Below are 15,534 nucleotides of genomic sequence, written 5' to 3'. Positions count from 1 at the left end.
TTGCTGTTAGATTTCGCCTACACGGATGGCCTATTTGGCTGGTGATGTCCCGGCTCCGTTGAATCGAGATTCGATTGAATGCGAGATGATTGCTTCGAGTGATCGACCGTACTTTGTGTTTTCTGCATCATACTTTTCTTTTTACCCATGGTAAGCAACTCCTTCTATTTATAGAATGAACGCCACCTTAGTATGGAGGGTTTCCGTACTGACTATGCTGGTTATCCTTTCCTTCTGTCTGGCATAAAGTTAGGTAAGCATATATGCTGGAGCGCAACAAAAAGCCTGTAGGGATCACCCTACAGGCTCTTGTTCATGCCAAACGACGTTAGTGCATCTTGTGAGGCAAATTTTTGCCTGTATGACCGTCACCTTGTGTCCTTTTATTCTTCTCGGCTTTCCTCTGCTTCTCATGCAGCTTGCTAATGAAATGACTATCCATGAGCACTCGCCTCCTGAATAAAGAATGGCATTACCCTTATAGAATGTCACGCAAGGTCAGTATTTAATCGCATTGCCAAATTAATTATTGCAGCTCTGAACTCCACATCTTTTTGTGCTTTTTCGTATAAAGATTCAAAAGTTGCTCGATTTTGTATAAATTCAGGCTCGGATTTAATCGCTGTTTGTGTCCAATTAATCAATACATTCTCAGCCTGTACCAGTTCGTTGTAGGCGCGATGCAAGCCAACCTTTTCAATAATCTCTTCCATTTCAGCTTGACCCAATTCAACGCCATCACTTTTTAAATTTTCAATTCGGTTATCCGCTTGCGAGCTAATTTGTAAAAAGTGCTCTTTCGATGCTAAATAATCAACTTGAGCTCTTGAATATTTTATTCCCATTGTCATCACCTTTGTTTATATAATGGGGTACTTTGGATTGATTGTAACAGTCTCGTGAAGAAAACACAAAAACCACGCTCTGCTAACTTTGGTCCTGTTCCGGACAGACATTTAATACCTTTCATTCGCATACCATTTATCATTATGCTCTCTTCAAAAAGAAAGGAAGGAACGTCTATGTGCGGAATAACGGGTTGGATAGATTGGCGGAAAGACTTGACCGGGTACCCGTCCATTCTAGAAAATATGACGGAAACGCTCCAACTGCGCGGACCTGATGCAACAGGTACCTGGATTTCACAGCATTGTGCCCTCGGACATCGACGTCTAAGTGTAATGGATCCTGAGAATGGCGCTCAGCCAATGGTCCGTAAACAAGGCGACTACACGTATACCATCGTATATAATGGCGAACTCTATAATGCCCCAGAGTTAAAAAAAGAGCTCGAGCTTCGCGGCCATCAATTTCGAACAACATGTGATACCGAAGTCCTTCTCGTTGCCTTTATCGAGTGGGGAAAAGCATGTATAGACCGCCTGAACGGCATCTTTGCTTTCGCGGCCTGGAATGACCAAGAGCAATCACTGACCCTAGTACGGGACAGACTCGGCGTTAAGCCTCTTTTTTATTCCCATCAGGATAGTGTACTATTATTCGGCTCTGAACCGAAAGCCATTCTAGCCCACCCTGATTTCAAAGCAGAGGTTGGCGCCGAAGGCTTTGCTGAGATATTCGCTGTCGGACCGGCTAGAACGCCTGGACATGGGATTTATCGCAACATGTCTGAGCTGAAGCCTGGTCAATTTGCTATTTTTGATCGGAATGGCTTATCCATTCGAACGTACTGGAAGCTCGAAAGCCATCAGCATCCTGATGATATCGCTAGTACAGCCGCGCAGGTACAGCAATTGCTCCGGGACACTTCAGAGCGCCAACTCGTTTCTGACGTCCCCATCTGTACGCTCCTTTCAGGCGGACTTGATTCTAGCGCACTTACCGCGCTCGCTGCGACGCATTACAAGGAAAGCGGAAAAGGACCGCTTCATACTTTTTCCGTGGACTACAAGGATAACGATAAGCATTTCAAAGCGAACTTGTTCCAACCGAACTCGGACGCTCCTTGGATCAAAAGGATGACTGAGCATTTAGGTACGGAGCATCACTACATTGAATTCGATACACCGGAGCTTGTCGAATCACTGAAGACAGCGGTGATAGCACGTGATACACCAGGGATGGCAGATGTCGACGGGTCTCTCTATTTATTTTGCCGAGAAATCAAGAAGGAAGCTACGGTTGCGATCTCTGGAGAAGCTGCTGACGAAATATTCGGCGGATACCCTTGGTTCCACAATACAGAAGCACTAGAAGCAAACACGTTCCCATGGTCACTCAAGCTCGCGAATCGGGTCGATCTGCTTGCGCCAGACTTCGTCGATTGGATTAAGCCTGTCGAATACGTCAGTAATCGATACCAGCAAGCCTTAAGCGAGGTGCCTCGCTTAGCAGGGGAAACAAAGCAGCAGAATCGGATGCGGGAAATGTCCTATTTGAATATCACGCGTTTCATGCCTACGTTGCTTGATCGTAAGGACCGCATGAGTATGGCCGTCGGCCTCGAGGTACGCGTCCCCTTCTGTGATCACCGCCTGGTTGAATACGTGTGGAACATTCCATGGGAAATTAAAACATCCGGAGACAGGGAAAAAGGCATTTTACGTCAAGCATTAAGAGGTGTATTGCCTGAAGATGTTCTGACGAGGAAGAAAAGTCCATATCCGAAAACACACAACCCGAATTATTTAACTGCCGTAAGAAAATGGGTATTGGAAATTCTAGATGATCCTTCATCCCCTATCTTGCCTTTTATTGATGTCAAAAAGATTCGCGCACTCGCCAGCTCCGAGTCGAATGATTTCGACCTCCCTTGGTTCGGTCAGTTAATGACGGGTCCTCAGCTATTCGCTTATTTAGCTCAAGTGGATACTTGGCTGCGAACATATAAGATCTCGATCCGATAGATGAGATTGCAGTGATAATGAAAAGACCTGCGTCCACGCATTCACGTGGTTGCAGGTCTTTTTGTGTTTTAGTTCGTTTGATCAGGAAGCTGATCCAAGAACATACGCAAGGCTTTGGCGCGGTGGCTCATTTCATTCTTCTCTTCCACCGTCAACTCGGCCATCGTTCTGCCAAGGGATGGGATGTAGAATAAAGGATCGTAACCAAATCCGCCTTCGCCACGCTCCTCATGAATGATAAAGCCTTGGCAGACATCCTCTGCTTCGATCACTTCATTCGCCACGGGATCAATTAAAGTGAGTGCACAAACGAAGGAAGCCTCACTAAGTAATGTAGGGTGGCCATCCCCGGCAGAGAGCTCGATCCGATCTTCCAACTCATGCAAAGCTTGAAGTAGTCTGGCATTATTGTCAGCATCCGTTGCGTCTTCTCCCGCGTAGCGAGCCGAATATACACCTGGATCACCACCTAGTGCTGTAACGCATAAACCAGAATCATCTGCAAGTACAGGTACATGAAGATGTGCAGAGATGATCTGTGCCTTGATCCGCGCGTTCTCTGCAAAGGTCTTCCCACTCTCCACAATTTCAGGCAAATCCGAGTAATCCGCTAAGCTTCGAACCTTATAACCTTTAGCTCCGAAAAGCTTGGCGAACTCTTTCACCTTACCCTCATTACGTGTTGCGATGACAACAAAATTACTTTGTAGCCGCATGCCCAGCACCTCGAATACGATCTGCGATCGGCCCTAGCACACCGGATTGCACTTCAATCATGGTGTTAATCCCCGCTTCTGCTAACGCCAGTAATTCATCAAGCTCATTACGGGAAAAAGGCGCATCCTCACCTGTTCCTTGAACTTCAACGAATTGACCTCGTCCCGTCATCACGACGTTCATATCCACTTTTGCTTTGGAATCCTCTTCGTAATTAAGATCCAGCTTCGGGGTATTTCCAATAACGCCTACACTGACAGCCGCCAGGAAGTCATTGATTGGGAACTTTACAAGGTTTTTATCATTAGCAAGCTTGTTGATTGCAAAAGCCATCGCTACGAAAGCACCAGTAATGGATGCTGTACGTGTACCGCCATCTGCTTGTATCACATCGCAGTCCAGCGTAATGGATCTTTCACCTAGCGCTTCCAAGCTGACTACCGAACGTAATGCTCGACCGATAAGACGTTGAATTTCCATCGTGCGTCCACCGAGCTTACCTTTTGCCGCTTCACGCTGATTTCGAACTTGTGTTGCCCGCGGCAGCATTGAATACTCTGCTGTAACCCAGCCTTTCCCTTGCCCTTTCATAAAAGGAGGAACACGCTCTTCAACCGTTGCTGTACAAATGACTTTCGTATCCCCGACCTCAATGAGGACCGATCCTTCTGCGTGTTTTATATAATGAGGGGTTATTTGCATAGGTCGCAGTTCTTGATCCGTTCTTCCACCAATTCTCATAAATGTCTTTCTCCTCCTGTAGCTACATCTAAAGCTCTAATCCTTACGCCCCATTGTAACAAACTCATCAAGGAAAAGCACCTTAACGCAAATGAATATAGAAAAAACCGAAAAACCACCAGGGACTCCTCCGTTTTAGAACGTCGGAATCACCTGGTGGAACGTAAGTTTATCAATGATATTAAAGCTTGATCGCAGGATTAATATGCGCTGGTCTCAGGACAGGCTTACTGTAGTTTTGATTATCTGTAGAAGTAATTTTTACAGCGCCATCCACCTTAATTTGCACTTGTTTAAATGTGGTGTTCTCCGTTAATGACAAGATGACTGATTGCAACGCATCCGCTGAAGCTTTCTGATCCGTACCCAGCAGCTTGTTGGAGAAGTCCACGGTGATTAGACCCTCGCCTGGCTTAATACTCTTCAGCTCTGTTGTTGCATTTAGGACAGCAGCAAGTCCCTTCTTCTGATCCGGACCTTTAATTAATTGCTCGACAACAGCCTTCGCAACATCATCCGTTCTCTTTATAAGGCGTGTCACAGGGACATAATATTTGTAATTTTGATCATTTTGATTTAAGAAGTAGAGAGTCACCGGTGTAGCTTGACCAAATTCGGTATCCTCTGCTTTCTCCAGATTGATCCCCATCGTGCGCGCCAATGGTGCATCTAGTGGTGTTCGGCCCTTCGGCATCTCTTTCAGGTCTTTGCCATCTACACGCAGCTGAACCTTATCGATCGTAGGGAAGTTCGTCAAGTTCCACGTGATGGCCTCAAGGAGCTTGCGCTCATCCTTCACATCATAGTTAAGGAACTCTTTCGAGAAATCAACCGTAGCACTTTTGTCTGATTTTACATTTAAGCTAATAACCTTAGTCCCCTTCGGTAGAAGAGCTTGGAAACCTGAAGGCAACTGACTCGTTTCTGGACCGCCGTCCACCATGTACTCTAAAGTCGTCTTAGCAACAGAGACTGTCTTAGGCAACGCTAGACTTAACGGTGTAACGAAGCCTTTGGCATCTTTCACATACACCGTCATTTGTGACGTAATATCTTCAGACATGTCGACTGTAACCGCAGCTGAAGTCGTCTTCACATCTACGTCTGTACCCGCCCCAGGAGGTGCATCGATGTCACTCTTCTTTCCGGTGCCCAAAATCGAACATCCCGTGGTCAGTAGAACAATCACCCCCGCTAAAGCGGCTGAACGAATCCAATGTTGATGTTTCATTTGCTTATTTCCTCCTTCGATTTTTGCTATTCGCATGGCCTGTACGATGCTTTTTCGTATTACTATGTATACGAGGCTTTGTCCGATTTATAACTACTTTTTGTCCACCTTTTTATGATTCACAAAAAAACACAATGACTAAGGGTATGATCACCGATCTTCGCCAATTCGAACTCATATGCTATACTGAATACCAGCTTATTAAGTGCAACAACTGCTTTCTGATATTTGATCAAGGAGGTCTTGTTATGAGAACATTTTTGAAGGAAAAGACCCTCATTTTCAATGAATTTCGAGAAGAGGTTTTCAGTCATTATCCACAAGCTGTCATCGAGGAAGCTGTTGCTAGATTGCTTGTTGAAATAAAAGGTATCAAGAAAATCCCCTCCGACTTGATTACAACCACCCTGCTCGGAGTATTAAGTAAGACGGAAACATTCAACGTCATGTCTACTCTGATGGAGCTTCAAAAAAAGGTGAAACATGATGCTGAGCTGCTAGCTAGCATGAAAGACCCTGCCTATAACGTACATCGCACAATTGCGATGTCGATTTGCGGATTATACGGGAGCGGTGCGATATCGCTATTCGGCTTCATCGACTGCAAATTCCGCTTCTTTTTTCCGACAAAAAGACCTAAATCCTTCATCTCCAAGGGGATTTGTGCGATTGTCGCATCAACCGCAAGTGTCATTATTTCGGATAGCGTGAAGATGGATTACTCCAAACGCAACCTGCAAATGCTCGAGGCACGAGGTGTGCTTCTGGATGATATGGTCGAGATTCTTGATCAGTTGCAACGTCCTTACAATCCAGATATGCCCCGTAGTCTCTGTGAAGAGCATATTCTGGCGGTCCTTCGCAAACAGCAAACCTTTCATGCGCTTCAGCTCGCGATCAAGATTGATACAGCTGTCGAAGCTAAGGAATTCAACCCTCAATACAATCATATTGTGGGGATGGACGAAGGACTTTTCGGCGTAGATGAAAGCATCGCAACTGCCGTCCCTCTCATGTACGGGACTATTGCACTTACGAATTTCGGCTATCTCGATAAAGCCAAAATTGGTATTATCGAAAGGCTCGACAGTGATCACACTGATGGCAAGTGCAATACGTTTATCGACGATATGGTATGCGGAATTGTGGCAGCAGCTTGTGGTCGGTTAGCGCATAACCATACACCAACGTATAGTAAGCCGTTGAAGTAACTGTTTTGGAGCAAATAGCGGATCTACCTTCCGCTATGTATAGACAAAAATCCCCCTTCAACTAGTAGCGTTGAAGGGGGATTTCATTTATTTGGATATCGCGACGTAGTACACGCGATCTGCCTGCGGATCCACCTGCTGGATACGGCCTTCGGCCTCCAGCAGAATCAAGTGCGCGATCGTCTCCGACAGCGCGAATCGCAGCTGGTGCACGCTCAGCCGGTCGCCGAACGTCGCCCGGCACACCTCATAAGCGCTCTGCGGCGCGCTTAGCTGCCCTTCCATGAGCGAAAGCCGCTCATGGTGATGGCGCACGAGCTCCTCTGCGCGCGCGCCAAATCCCTGCCATGGCTCCCGGTGCCCCGGGTAAGCCATCACAACCGGCAGCCTGCTGATCTCCTGCAGGCTGCTCAAGTACGCGCCGAGCGGGTTTTCTTCCACCTGCGGGAGGAAGGAAACGTTCGGTGATATTTGCGGCAGGACATGGTCGCCGCAAAATATCACCTGCGCCTCAGCGTCATAGAAGACGAGATGCCCCGCGGCATGGCCGGGGGTCTCGATGGCTTTATAGACGCGGTCGCCGAGGCGCACAGGTCCTTCACGCAGCAGGGTAACCTGCGGCTGCGGAGAAACCAGATCGACGAAGCTCACCATGTGCTTCGTCATCTCTTCCAGCCCGGCTTCGGGGAAGCCATGCCGGGCGAAAAGCTCGAGGAGCAGCGGAGACATCGGCTGCTCCGGGCCCCACAGGAGCTGCACCTGCGCGTATCCGGTCTCCGATAGGAGAACCGGCGCGCCCGTGCGCTCTTGGAACCAACCGGCCATCCCGTAGTGGTCGGGGTGGTGGTGGGTGAGAACGATTTGCTCTACGTGCTCATATCCGATCCCTTGCTCCTTGAGCACTTGCTCCCAAAGCACTTCCGCTTCTGGGGTGTGCAGTCCCGGATCAATCACAGTGTAACCGTTACGGCCACGTATCAGGTAAGCATTCACCCAACGCAAAGGGAATGGCAAAGGCACCTTTACTTGTGTAATTTCATCTGTATGTACGGTCACGACGTTCATATCCCGGTAGTCATCCTTCCTTATGTCCAACAAAAATCATCCGACTCGAAGCTTCTGGCGAATAAGCCTGACCTTCATAGTCACCATAGACATGATCAATATGTAATCCAGCTTTGGCCAACATCGCCTCAAACACCGGACGCTCGTACAACTTCACCTGCTCCAAATAATGCCGGTCTGGTGCACCCGCTTGCGAAATCATAATCCGTTTGCGCACACAACCGTCCTCGATTGTTCTTGACTCACGAATGGTCAAATCCTCTACCTTACGTTCCGACTGCGCAACCAAGTTCGCCTTCACATAAACGGGATTCAGAAAATCAATAATGAATCGACCTTCCTTTTTTAACAGCCGATGCATCTCATGAAGTACTTTCTCATTCTGCTCATCTTCATCAAAATAGCCAAAAGACGTAAACAAATTCACAACCGCATCAAACGGCTCACTTAGCGGCACATCCCGCATATCTCCTTGAATCCATGTCACTCGCTCTTCTCCACTCTGCTTAATTGCTTCCTGAAGCAGCACTTTCGACAAATCAACACCAGTGACGGTATAACCAAACTCTGCAAGCGCCATCGAATGCCGCCCCATCCCACAACAGAGATCCAAAAGACGAGCTCCTTGCTCTAACTCCAACCAGTTCACCATTTTCTTCACTTCATGGTACGCGCCCTGCATGTCCCTATGTTTATAAACAAGTAAATAATCATTGCCAAAACTTTCTTGGTACCACGCCATCTTTTCAACACCTTCAGCTTTATGATTAAAATTCTACAATTAAAATGTTATAAGAGCAGCCGCTGTTTCATGATCCGCAAACCCTCAATCGCTTCTTCCTTGCTAAAATTCCCAGCCTTCAATTGCTCGTCCTCAACCTGAAGCAGCTTTTCGTAAAAAAGAAGACCTTGCTTCGGCAGCTCTGACTTCTCCGGATGATCTTCCATATAATGAAACAAAACATCTTCAACTTTCGCATAATTACTTTGTTTCTGATAATGCAAAAAGAGCTGCCTCTGCATCTCTTCGGGGATTTCCCAGCCTTTAAGATGATTCAAGCTTGTAACCATCCGAGAGGAAATTTCTTCATTAACCTCATCCTCGGGCTCAACTTCTTCCGACAAAGACAAGTGCAGAAGCAAATCTAAGGACTTCAGGTACGCCCAATAGGCCTCTCCGTGCTCCTCATGCTGACTCAACAGGTTACCTTGCCCCACAAACATATCGCTAATCACTAACGCCTTCGCCGTATCAATGCTCCCTTGGTAGGATAGCAAATCCAGAATATCCTTACTGGACAATGACTGGAGGGAACGAATATTCAAACCCAATAAATGACGACTGGCTTCATCTAACTGTCTCTGCGCATCCTCAATCGGGATATGTTCCTTGTTAAAAAGAATCCGATGCAGCACCACCGTCAATTGTTCAATCTGTCGCATCAAATAATCACGCCTGAACATCCGAAGCAGCCCCTTTCGGTTTCAAATACACCTTAATTCAGCTTACCATGCCTAGCGCTGAAACTCAAAAATACAACACGATAAAAACATAAAAGCCCCCGTTTCCCTCCAACGGAGGGTGGGTGGCTTGCATGGATCCCTTTGCTGACGGAATCAGATCTTTAATTCCCCAAGCTTAATCAGTTCTACAACCGCTTGTGAACGACCCTTTACGTTCAGCTTTTGCATGACGTTCGATATATGATTCCTCACAGTCTTTTCACTTATGAAAAGCTGCTGTGCGATATCCTTTGTCGTTTTGTCCTGCACTAAGAGTTCGAATACTTCGCGTTCGCGGTTCGTAAGTAAAAATTTGTTTTTGTGGTCGCTGCCCATGGATGTGTGTCACCCCTCCTTGCTCGGGTATTGGGAATTACAAGGTTAAGGGATACAGTCAAAATTAGTTTATGAAGGGCTGCTGTCAATGGTGCGGTATCTGGAGAAAAATAGGCGGAATACTTTCAACTATTAAAAAGCGTATGCAAGGGTGCTTTAGCTGGATTATCTACAGGTAATTCCAGAGAATTTCATTGAATATTCCATTTAAATGGAAAAAATGTAGTTAATATAACCTATTTCTCTCCATATCGCTAAAGTGAGCTAGAATAACTACAGAAAATCCATCTAAATTCAATTCCGGCGCATTTCAAGCAAATTTTGATGTACAAAATCCATATAATTTACGTGGGATGTTGGTAGTTGGATAGATTCTTTGCCCAAACTGATACTTCGTTCAATGTCGTATATAGAATGAGTAGTAGGTGGATTTTGCGGGTTGCGGGTTACGGGTTGCGGTTGGCAATTTGTGATTCGCGTTATATGGCTCGTGGCTCGTGGTTTGTGGTTTGTAGTTTGTAGTTTGTAGTTTGTAGTTTGTAGTTTGTAGTTTGTAGTTTGTAGTTGGCAGTTTGCGATCTTCAGTTTTCAGTTTTCGGTTTTCGGTTTTCGGTTTTCGGTTTTCAGTTCTTCAGTCTTCGTTCCACGTTCCTCTTTCCCTTTACAACTACCACTTCACCATCTGAAACCCACCACACAACCAAACAAACACCCCAGTTGAGACTTCCAACTGGGGTGCTTCATTTCATTCCACTCGCTCAACCTTCACGGCACAAATCTTAAACTCCGGCATCCGACTCGTTGGATCCAAGGCATCGTTCGTCAACACGTTGATCGAAAGGTCGTCGCCCCAATGGAAAGGAACGAAGATGGTGCGAGGTTGAATCCCCTCGGTGACCTTGACTTGGAAAACAAGGGAGCCACGCCGGCTTGTGATCCGGATTTTTTGTTCCACGCTTAGGCCAATTCGCTTGGCCAAAGACGGATGAATTTCGGCAACTGGAACGGGTGCCTTCTTATTGAGAGCTTCGGTTCGGCGCGTCTGCGCACCGCTTAAATAATGGTTGGCCAGACGGCCCGTTGTGAGTACGAAGGGAAAGTCGCTATCAATGGGCTCTGCAGGCATTTTCGGCTGTATGCCGAATAATATGGCTTTCCCATCCGCATGATGAAAACGATCTTGGAATAATTGCGGTGTTCCCGGATGGTCGGCTGATCCACAAGGCCAGAAGATTCCTTTCTCTTTTTGCAAGCGTTCATACGTAATGCCGCTATAATCGGCTTTGCCACCTGCGGTAGCTGCGGCTAGTTCACGAAACACGTCTTCAATACCCGCATATTGAAAGTAAACGCCTCGACCTAGCGCGTCAGCCAGTTCACTGATGATGTGATAATCGAGCTTGCAATTCCCCGGAAGCTCCATGGCTTTCCTCCGATGGAACACACGCCCCTCAAGGTTGGTCATGGTCCCCTCCGCCTCAGCAAAGGATGATCCTGGCAACAAATAATGCGCAAATCGTGCCGTTTCGGTCTCGAACATGTCTACGACCACCAGTAAATCTAGCTTTTGCAAAGCTCGCTCTACCATCTTATTGTTCGGACTAGAAACTAGTGGATTAGAGCCTAGCACGATTAATGCTTTAATTTCACCTTCATCGATTTTCTGCAGCAGCTCATAAGCGGAAACACCTTTACCAGGCAGCTCATTGGGATCGATGCCCCACACCTTCGCTACATGCTCACGCGCAGCAGGATCTTCGATCAAGCGGTAGCCTGGGAGTTGGTCGGCTTTTTGCCCATGCTCGCGACCACCTTGGCCGTTCGCTTGACCAGTCACAGCGCCATAGCCGCAGCCTGATCGCCCTATTTTACCCGTGAGAAGTGCTAGGTTAATGTAATTGAGTGTGTTCTCAACTCCATTCACCTGCTGCTCCAAACCTCTTGCAGTTAGCACAATACCCGTCTCTGCCTTCGCGAAACCACGAGCGATCGTACGAACCACCGCTTCAAGGACACCTGTTAGATACTCAACCCGAGCTGGTGTAAATGATTTGACAGCCTCTTTCACTTGTTCGAAGCCAGACGTACGCGATTGAATGAACTTGTGATCAACGAGATTCTCTTCAATCATGACATGCAGCAGTCCGTTAATGAAAACGGAGTCGAAACCAGGTTGAAGCCTCACATGAATATCTGCTGTTTTGGAGGTCATGGTATTACGCGGATCAATGGTCACGATTATGGCGCCTTTTTTCTTTGCTTCTAATAGATAAGGCATCATCGTAGGCTGGCACTCCGCAATATTCGTGCCCGCTAGAATGATATATTTCGCATTAGGAATTTCCGATAAAGGCATCGTCATCCCACGATCGATACCGAAAGCTTTATTACTCGCCGCCGCAGCCGATGACATACAATAACGACCGTTATAATCGATATATTTGGATCTAAGCGCCACACGCGTAAACTTGCCAAGTAAGTAACTTACTTCATTCGTCAACGATCCGCCGCCATAGACGCCGATAGCATCATGCCCATGTTCAGCTTGCAATGCTTTAATCCTCTCCGCAATATCTGAATACGCATGAGCCCAAGATACCGACTGCCATTGCCCTACTCTTGCAATCTCCCTATGAAGAGGCTCCAGAATACGTTCGGAATGCACCACATGTTCCAAGGCGTTCAAGCCTTTTTGACATAAACGGCCTGTCGCAACAGGGAAATTCACGCTCGGTTTGATCGTTAAACCTTCTGTCTTTTCACTTGGTAATATCTCCAATCCACACTGCATACTGCAAAAGCAACAATGGGAGGAGGGCTGTTCATCCGTTAATGTAACCAGTGCTGATTTCAACGCTCCCACCCCCGCAGATCAAGCTCTCTTTATAGGTATAAAAGGGTTATATAAGGGCTAACAAGCCATTTCATTATTTATAGGAAATCCGATAAAAACTGTCCCATTATCCACTTTGGTCAGGTACGTTTTCACACAGCCTGTATCCGGAGCTTGCACGAGTCCGGAAGGCAAATGAATCTTGCGATCGTGCATAGGGCAGAACACATGGTCATCACAGACGATGCCTTCGGCAAGAACACCTTCTTTATGTGGACAACGATTCTGGATCGCTTGAAGTTTACCGCTTTTCAATTTGAACAGGGCAACCTCTTCCCCTTGATATCGGATCGTCCTCCCTGTATTAAATGCTAACTCCTCATAAGAAACGGCTTGCACCCATATCATTTGCTCATTTTGTGTTATCATCTTCTCTGCTCCTCCCGGTTTATCTCTCTATTTCTACTTCAGTTCAACAACTTCATATAGATCGCGTTGGATTTTCTTGCTATCAATAGCTTGTTTCCATGGATCTTGCGTCACTGATAGGGCCAAATCCATGCGCTCACACAATTGCTTACGTTCCGCCTCATTCTCAACAACCTCACGGATATGATCAATTCCTAGACGGTGCACCCACTCGCTCGTACGCTCACCGTATTTCCCTGTTTCGCGGTAGTATTGCAGATAAGCTTCTGTATATTCGATGATCTCTTCTTCGGTCTTAACCGTGCTCATCAAATCACCCACGCGAACCTTAACACCGCCGTTACCTCCTGCATACAGCTCCCAGCCACCATCAACAGACACGACACCTAGGTCTTTAATTCCTGATTCAGCACAGTTTCGCGGACATCCCGATACAGCAAGTTTCACTTTAGCTGGTGTATTCAAGCGTTCAAAACGCTTCTCCAACTCGATGCCAACACCCATCGCATCCCCTGTACCGAAGCGGCAGAAGGTTTCGCCGACACATGTTTTAACTGTCCGTAAAGCTTTTCCGTAGGCATACCCTGATGGCATATCCAATGCTTCCCACATGGCGGTCAAGTCTTCTTTTTTCACACCTAACAAGTCAAGTCGTTGTCCTCCAGTAAATTTCACCGTTGGTACGTTGAATTGTTCAGCAACCTCTGCTATGCGCTTAAGCTCCGTCGGATTCGTAACACCGCCATAGATCCGTGGAACAACGGAGTACGTACCGTCTTTTTGAATATTGGCATGCATACGCTCATTCACGAATCGTGACGTGCTGTCATCTTTATAAGTTTCAGGGCTAATCATACCCAAATAATAATTGAGTGCTGGACGGCATTTGGAGCAGCCCTCTTCATTTTTCCATTCAAGAACGTTCATCACTTCGCGTACATGGGATAATCCTTTTTCCCGGATAGCTGTCACAACTTCATCCCGCGTGTGCGTTGTACAGCCACAGATCGTTTCTTTTGCTGCGTTTTTATCATAAGAAGCCCCAAGAGTGAAAGCCAATAAATCACTGACTAACGGCTTACAGCCTCCACAGGAACGAGATGCCGTTGTACAGTTCTTCACTTCATCTACAGTAGTTAAGCCTTGATCCTTAATGGCCGAACAAATCGTCCCTTTCGTTACGCCGTTACAACCACAGATAATCGCGTCATCCTTCATCTCTGCAACCCCGGATGCAGCTCCGCCACCGCCAGAGGAATCCGTTAATATGGCTGTTTTCCCCATGCCGCTAATATCTGTTTCTTCCCGAATCATTTGCATAAGTCGCGTACCGTCAGCTGTATCACCAAAGAGTACGGCACCGATAATTTTATTTTCTTTAATGACGACTTTCTTATAGACACCCGTGAATTCATCGTGAATTCGAATCGCTTTGGTTCCTTCAGCATCAACGAATTGACCGCCTGAGAATACATCAACACCGGATACTTTGAGCTTCGTGTACAAAATTGAGCCTTCATACGGACCTGTTTCTACGCCGGCCAAATGTTTCGCCAGTACGGCGCCTTGCTCATAGAGCGGTGCTACTAAACCATAAGCGATGCCTCTGTGCATCGCACATTCACCAACGGCGTACACATTCGGTACGTTAGTTTGCAAGTAGTCATTCACAATGATGCCTGGGTTACATTCAATGCCAGCTTCTTTCGCAAGGGCTACATTAGGACGAATACCAACAGCCATAACAATCAGATCAGCTTCGGCAATCGTGCCATCCTTAAATTTAAGGCCCGTTACCCGTTTGTCTCCTACAATTTCTGCCGATTGCTTCTCTAACAAGAAGTTGATGCCTTGCTCTTCAAGAGCAGCTTGCAGCATTTTGGATGCCGTCCGATCAAGTTGACGTTCCATAATCGTATCAACGATATGAACGACATCGACTTTCATACCGAGATTAAGGAAGCCACGCGCTGCTTCTAAGCCTAGCAATCCGCCGCCGATGACAATCGCTTTCTTGTACTTGGTAGCCGACTCAATCATGATTTCACAATCACGGATCGTTCTGTAGGCCATGACGCCTTCTTTGTCTGCACCTGGCATAGGAATCATGAATGGATTAGAGCCTGTTGCCAAAATTAATTTATCATAGGGAACGGTCAGACCTTTATCGCTCGTTACAGTTTGGGCCAGTGTGTCAATGCCGGTGATTGTTTGATTCGTATATAAGGTAATGTTATTGTTCGCATACCATTCATAAGGGTGGATAACGATATCCTCAACTTTTGAATCGCCGGAGAGCACATAGGACAACAAGATTCTATTGTAGTTGGGATGCGGTTCACTACCGAAAATCGTAACCTCATATTTATCTGGCGTCAGTTTTAATAAATGTTCTACGGCGTTAACTCCCGCCATTCCGTTTCCGACCAGGACTAGCTTCTCTTTTTTGACTGTCATTGTGATCATCCTTCCATCCATTTACTATGGCATTCAATTGAATTTAGGTAGTTGTGAAAAAAGGGTCATTTAGGAGCAAAGCTCCCAAATGACAAATTTGGGATATGGAGCTTGAGCAGTTCAACTACGAAAGCATAAAACGTA

General features: G+C 46.6%; 15 protein-coding genes. 2 read left to right on the top strand and 13 right to left on the bottom strand.

The features are described from left to right. Window positions 1-17 precede the first annotated feature (17 nt). The 3 genes from ACSQ8P_RS09175 to ACSQ8P_RS09165 all read right to left on the bottom strand — a co-directional run bounded on the left by ACSQ8P_RS09175 (window position 18) and on the right by ACSQ8P_RS09165 (window position 845). Window positions 18-149 carry a hypothetical protein gene (locus ACSQ8P_RS09175; RefSeq protein ID WP_436234896.1) on the bottom strand — a complete coding sequence of 44 codons (132 nt, stop codon included), beginning with the start codon at window positions 147-149 and terminating at the stop codon, window positions 18-20. A 179-nt stretch (window positions 150-328) separates the two neighbouring features. Next, a complete protein-coding gene (locus tag ACSQ8P_RS09170) occupies window positions 329-442 on the bottom strand; it encodes a DUF4023 family protein (protein ID WP_082595252.1) in 114 nt (37 codons plus the stop codon). 46 nt (window positions 443-488) lie between these two features. Continuing rightward, entirely contained in the window at window positions 489-845 is a 357-nt protein-coding gene (locus ACSQ8P_RS09165; RefSeq protein WP_436234895.1) for a hypothetical protein, read from the bottom strand. Window positions 846-1,022: 177 nt separating this feature from the next. Here ACSQ8P_RS09165 and asnB point away from each other — a divergent pair, with 177 nt between their 5' ends. Then, complete coding sequence (gene asnB, locus ACSQ8P_RS09160) at window positions 1,023-2,867, top strand: asparagine synthase (glutamine-hydrolyzing) (RefSeq protein WP_436234894.1); 1,845 nt, start codon at window positions 1,023-1,025, stop codon at window positions 2,865-2,867. 68 nt (window positions 2,868-2,935) lie between these two features. Here the strand turns inward: asnB and ACSQ8P_RS09155 are convergent, their stop codons facing one another. From ACSQ8P_RS09155 to ACSQ8P_RS09145, 3 genes are all read right to left on the bottom strand, one after another. Then, the gene (locus ACSQ8P_RS09155) at window positions 2,936-3,583 is read right to left on the bottom strand and encodes an XTP/dITP diphosphatase (RefSeq protein WP_436234893.1); all 648 of its coding nucleotides are present in this window, start codon (window positions 3,581-3,583) and stop codon (window positions 2,936-2,938) included. Beyond that, complete coding sequence (rph, locus tag ACSQ8P_RS09150) at window positions 3,567-4,325, bottom strand: ribonuclease PH (RefSeq protein WP_436234892.1); 759 nt, start codon at window positions 4,323-4,325, stop codon at window positions 3,567-3,569. Before rph ends, ACSQ8P_RS09155 begins: the two co-directional genes overlap by 17 nt. 181 nt (window positions 4,326-4,506) lie before the next feature. Beyond that, window positions 4,507-5,556, bottom strand: coding sequence for a GerMN domain-containing protein (locus tag ACSQ8P_RS09145; protein ID WP_436234891.1), 1,050 nt, complete (start codon window positions 5,554-5,556; stop codon window positions 4,507-4,509). A 248-nt stretch (window positions 5,557-5,804) separates the two neighbouring features. Between ACSQ8P_RS09145 and ACSQ8P_RS09140 the strand changes: the two genes are divergently transcribed. Then, window positions 5,805-6,767 (top strand): phosphatidylglycerophosphatase A family protein, encoded by a 963-nt coding sequence (locus ACSQ8P_RS09140; protein WP_436234890.1) that lies wholly within the window; start codon window positions 5,805-5,807, stop codon window positions 6,765-6,767. A gap of 87 nt (window positions 6,768-6,854) precedes the next feature. Here the strand turns inward: ACSQ8P_RS09140 and ACSQ8P_RS09135 are convergent, their stop codons facing one another. The 7 genes from ACSQ8P_RS09135 to nirB form a co-directional block, all read right to left on the bottom strand. Then, a complete protein-coding gene (locus ACSQ8P_RS09135; RefSeq protein WP_436234889.1) occupies window positions 6,855-7,832 on the bottom strand; it encodes an MBL fold metallo-hydrolase in 978 nt (325 codons plus the stop codon). A gap of 10 nt (window positions 7,833-7,842) precedes the next feature. Next, window positions 7,843-8,574: a class I SAM-dependent methyltransferase gene (locus ACSQ8P_RS09130; protein WP_436234888.1), complete on the bottom strand. Its 732-nt coding sequence runs from the start codon at window positions 8,572-8,574 to the stop codon at window positions 7,843-7,845. A 47-nt stretch (window positions 8,575-8,621) separates the two neighbouring features. Further along, window positions 8,622-9,296 carry a DUF6483 family protein gene (locus tag ACSQ8P_RS09125; RefSeq protein ID WP_436234887.1) on the bottom strand — a complete coding sequence of 225 codons (675 nt, stop codon included), beginning with the start codon at window positions 9,294-9,296 and terminating at the stop codon, window positions 8,622-8,624. Between the two features lie 153 nt (window positions 9,297-9,449). Beyond that, entirely contained in the window at window positions 9,450-9,671 is a 222-nt protein-coding gene (locus ACSQ8P_RS09120) for a helix-turn-helix domain-containing protein (RefSeq protein WP_028556998.1), read from the bottom strand. A gap of 745 nt (window positions 9,672-10,416) precedes the next feature. After that, window positions 10,417-12,525 (bottom strand): molybdopterin oxidoreductase family protein, encoded by a 2,109-nt coding sequence (locus ACSQ8P_RS09115; protein ID WP_436234886.1) that lies wholly within the window; start codon window positions 12,523-12,525, stop codon window positions 10,417-10,419. A 57-nt stretch (window positions 12,526-12,582) separates the two neighbouring features. Then, window positions 12,583-12,933 carry a nitrite reductase small subunit NirD gene (gene nirD, locus ACSQ8P_RS09110; protein ID WP_436234885.1) on the bottom strand — a complete coding sequence of 117 codons (351 nt, stop codon included), beginning with the start codon at window positions 12,931-12,933 and terminating at the stop codon, window positions 12,583-12,585. Between the two features lie 33 nt (window positions 12,934-12,966). Beyond that, window positions 12,967-15,390, bottom strand: a complete 2,424-nt coding sequence (gene nirB, locus ACSQ8P_RS09105) for a nitrite reductase large subunit NirB (protein WP_436234884.1) — start codon at window positions 15,388-15,390, stop codon at window positions 12,967-12,969. Window positions 15,391-15,534: the final 144 nt, after the last annotated feature.

Source organism: Paenibacillus sp. LjRoot153 (assembly GCF_964253085.1).
In the GTDB taxonomy this organism is placed as follows: Bacteria; Bacillota; Bacilli; order Paenibacillales; family NBRC-103111; genus Paenibacillus_E.
Note: the sequence above shows the minus strand (reverse complement) of the source record. Positions and strands in the feature narration are given on the sequence as shown.

Bases quoted from the DNA above. Each gene is read 5' to 3' on its own strand.
- ACSQ8P_RS09175 (WP_436234896.1), bottom strand. From the start codon at position 149: ATGGGTAAAAAGAAAAGTATGATGCAGAAAACACAAAGTACGGTCGAT.
- ACSQ8P_RS09120 (WP_028556998.1), bottom strand. From the start codon at position 9,671: ATGGGCAGCGACCACAAAAACAAATTTTTACTTACGAACCGCGAACGC.
- rph (WP_436234892.1), bottom strand. From the start codon at position 4,325: ATGAGAATTGGTGGAAGAACGGATCAAGAACTGCGACCTATGCAAATA.
- ACSQ8P_RS09145 (WP_436234891.1), bottom strand. From the start codon at position 5,556: ATGAAACATCAACATTGGATTCGTTCAGCCGCTTTAGCGGGGGTGATT.
- ACSQ8P_RS09140 (WP_436234890.1), top strand. From the start codon at position 5,805: ATGAGAACATTTTTGAAGGAAAAGACCCTCATTTTCAATGAATTTCGA.
- ACSQ8P_RS09130 (WP_436234888.1), bottom strand. From the start codon at position 8,574: ATGGCGTGGTACCAAGAAAGTTTTGGCAATGATTATTTACTTGTTTAT.
- ACSQ8P_RS09170 (WP_082595252.1), bottom strand. From the start codon at position 442: ATGGATAGTCATTTCATTAGCAAGCTGCATGAGAAGCAGAGGAAAGCC.
- ACSQ8P_RS09125 (WP_436234887.1), bottom strand. From the start codon at position 9,296: ATGTTCAGGCGTGATTATTTGATGCGACAGATTGAACAATTGACGGTG.
- nirB (WP_436234884.1), bottom strand. From the start codon at position 15,390: ATGACAGTCAAAAAAGAGAAGCTAGTCCTGGTCGGAAACGGAATGGCG.
- ACSQ8P_RS09165 (WP_436234895.1), bottom strand. From the start codon at position 845: ATGGGAATAAAATATTCAAGAGCTCAAGTTGATTATTTAGCATCGAAA.
- asnB (WP_436234894.1), top strand. From the start codon at position 1,023: ATGTGCGGAATAACGGGTTGGATAGATTGGCGGAAAGACTTGACCGGG.
- nirD (WP_436234885.1), bottom strand. From the start codon at position 12,933: ATGATAACACAAAATGAGCAAATGATATGGGTGCAAGCCGTTTCTTAT.
- ACSQ8P_RS09135 (WP_436234889.1), bottom strand. From the start codon at position 7,832: ATGAACGTCGTGACCGTACATACAGATGAAATTACACAAGTAAAGGTG.
- ACSQ8P_RS09155 (WP_436234893.1), bottom strand. From the start codon at position 3,583: ATGCGGCTACAAAGTAATTTTGTTGTCATCGCAACACGTAATGAGGGT.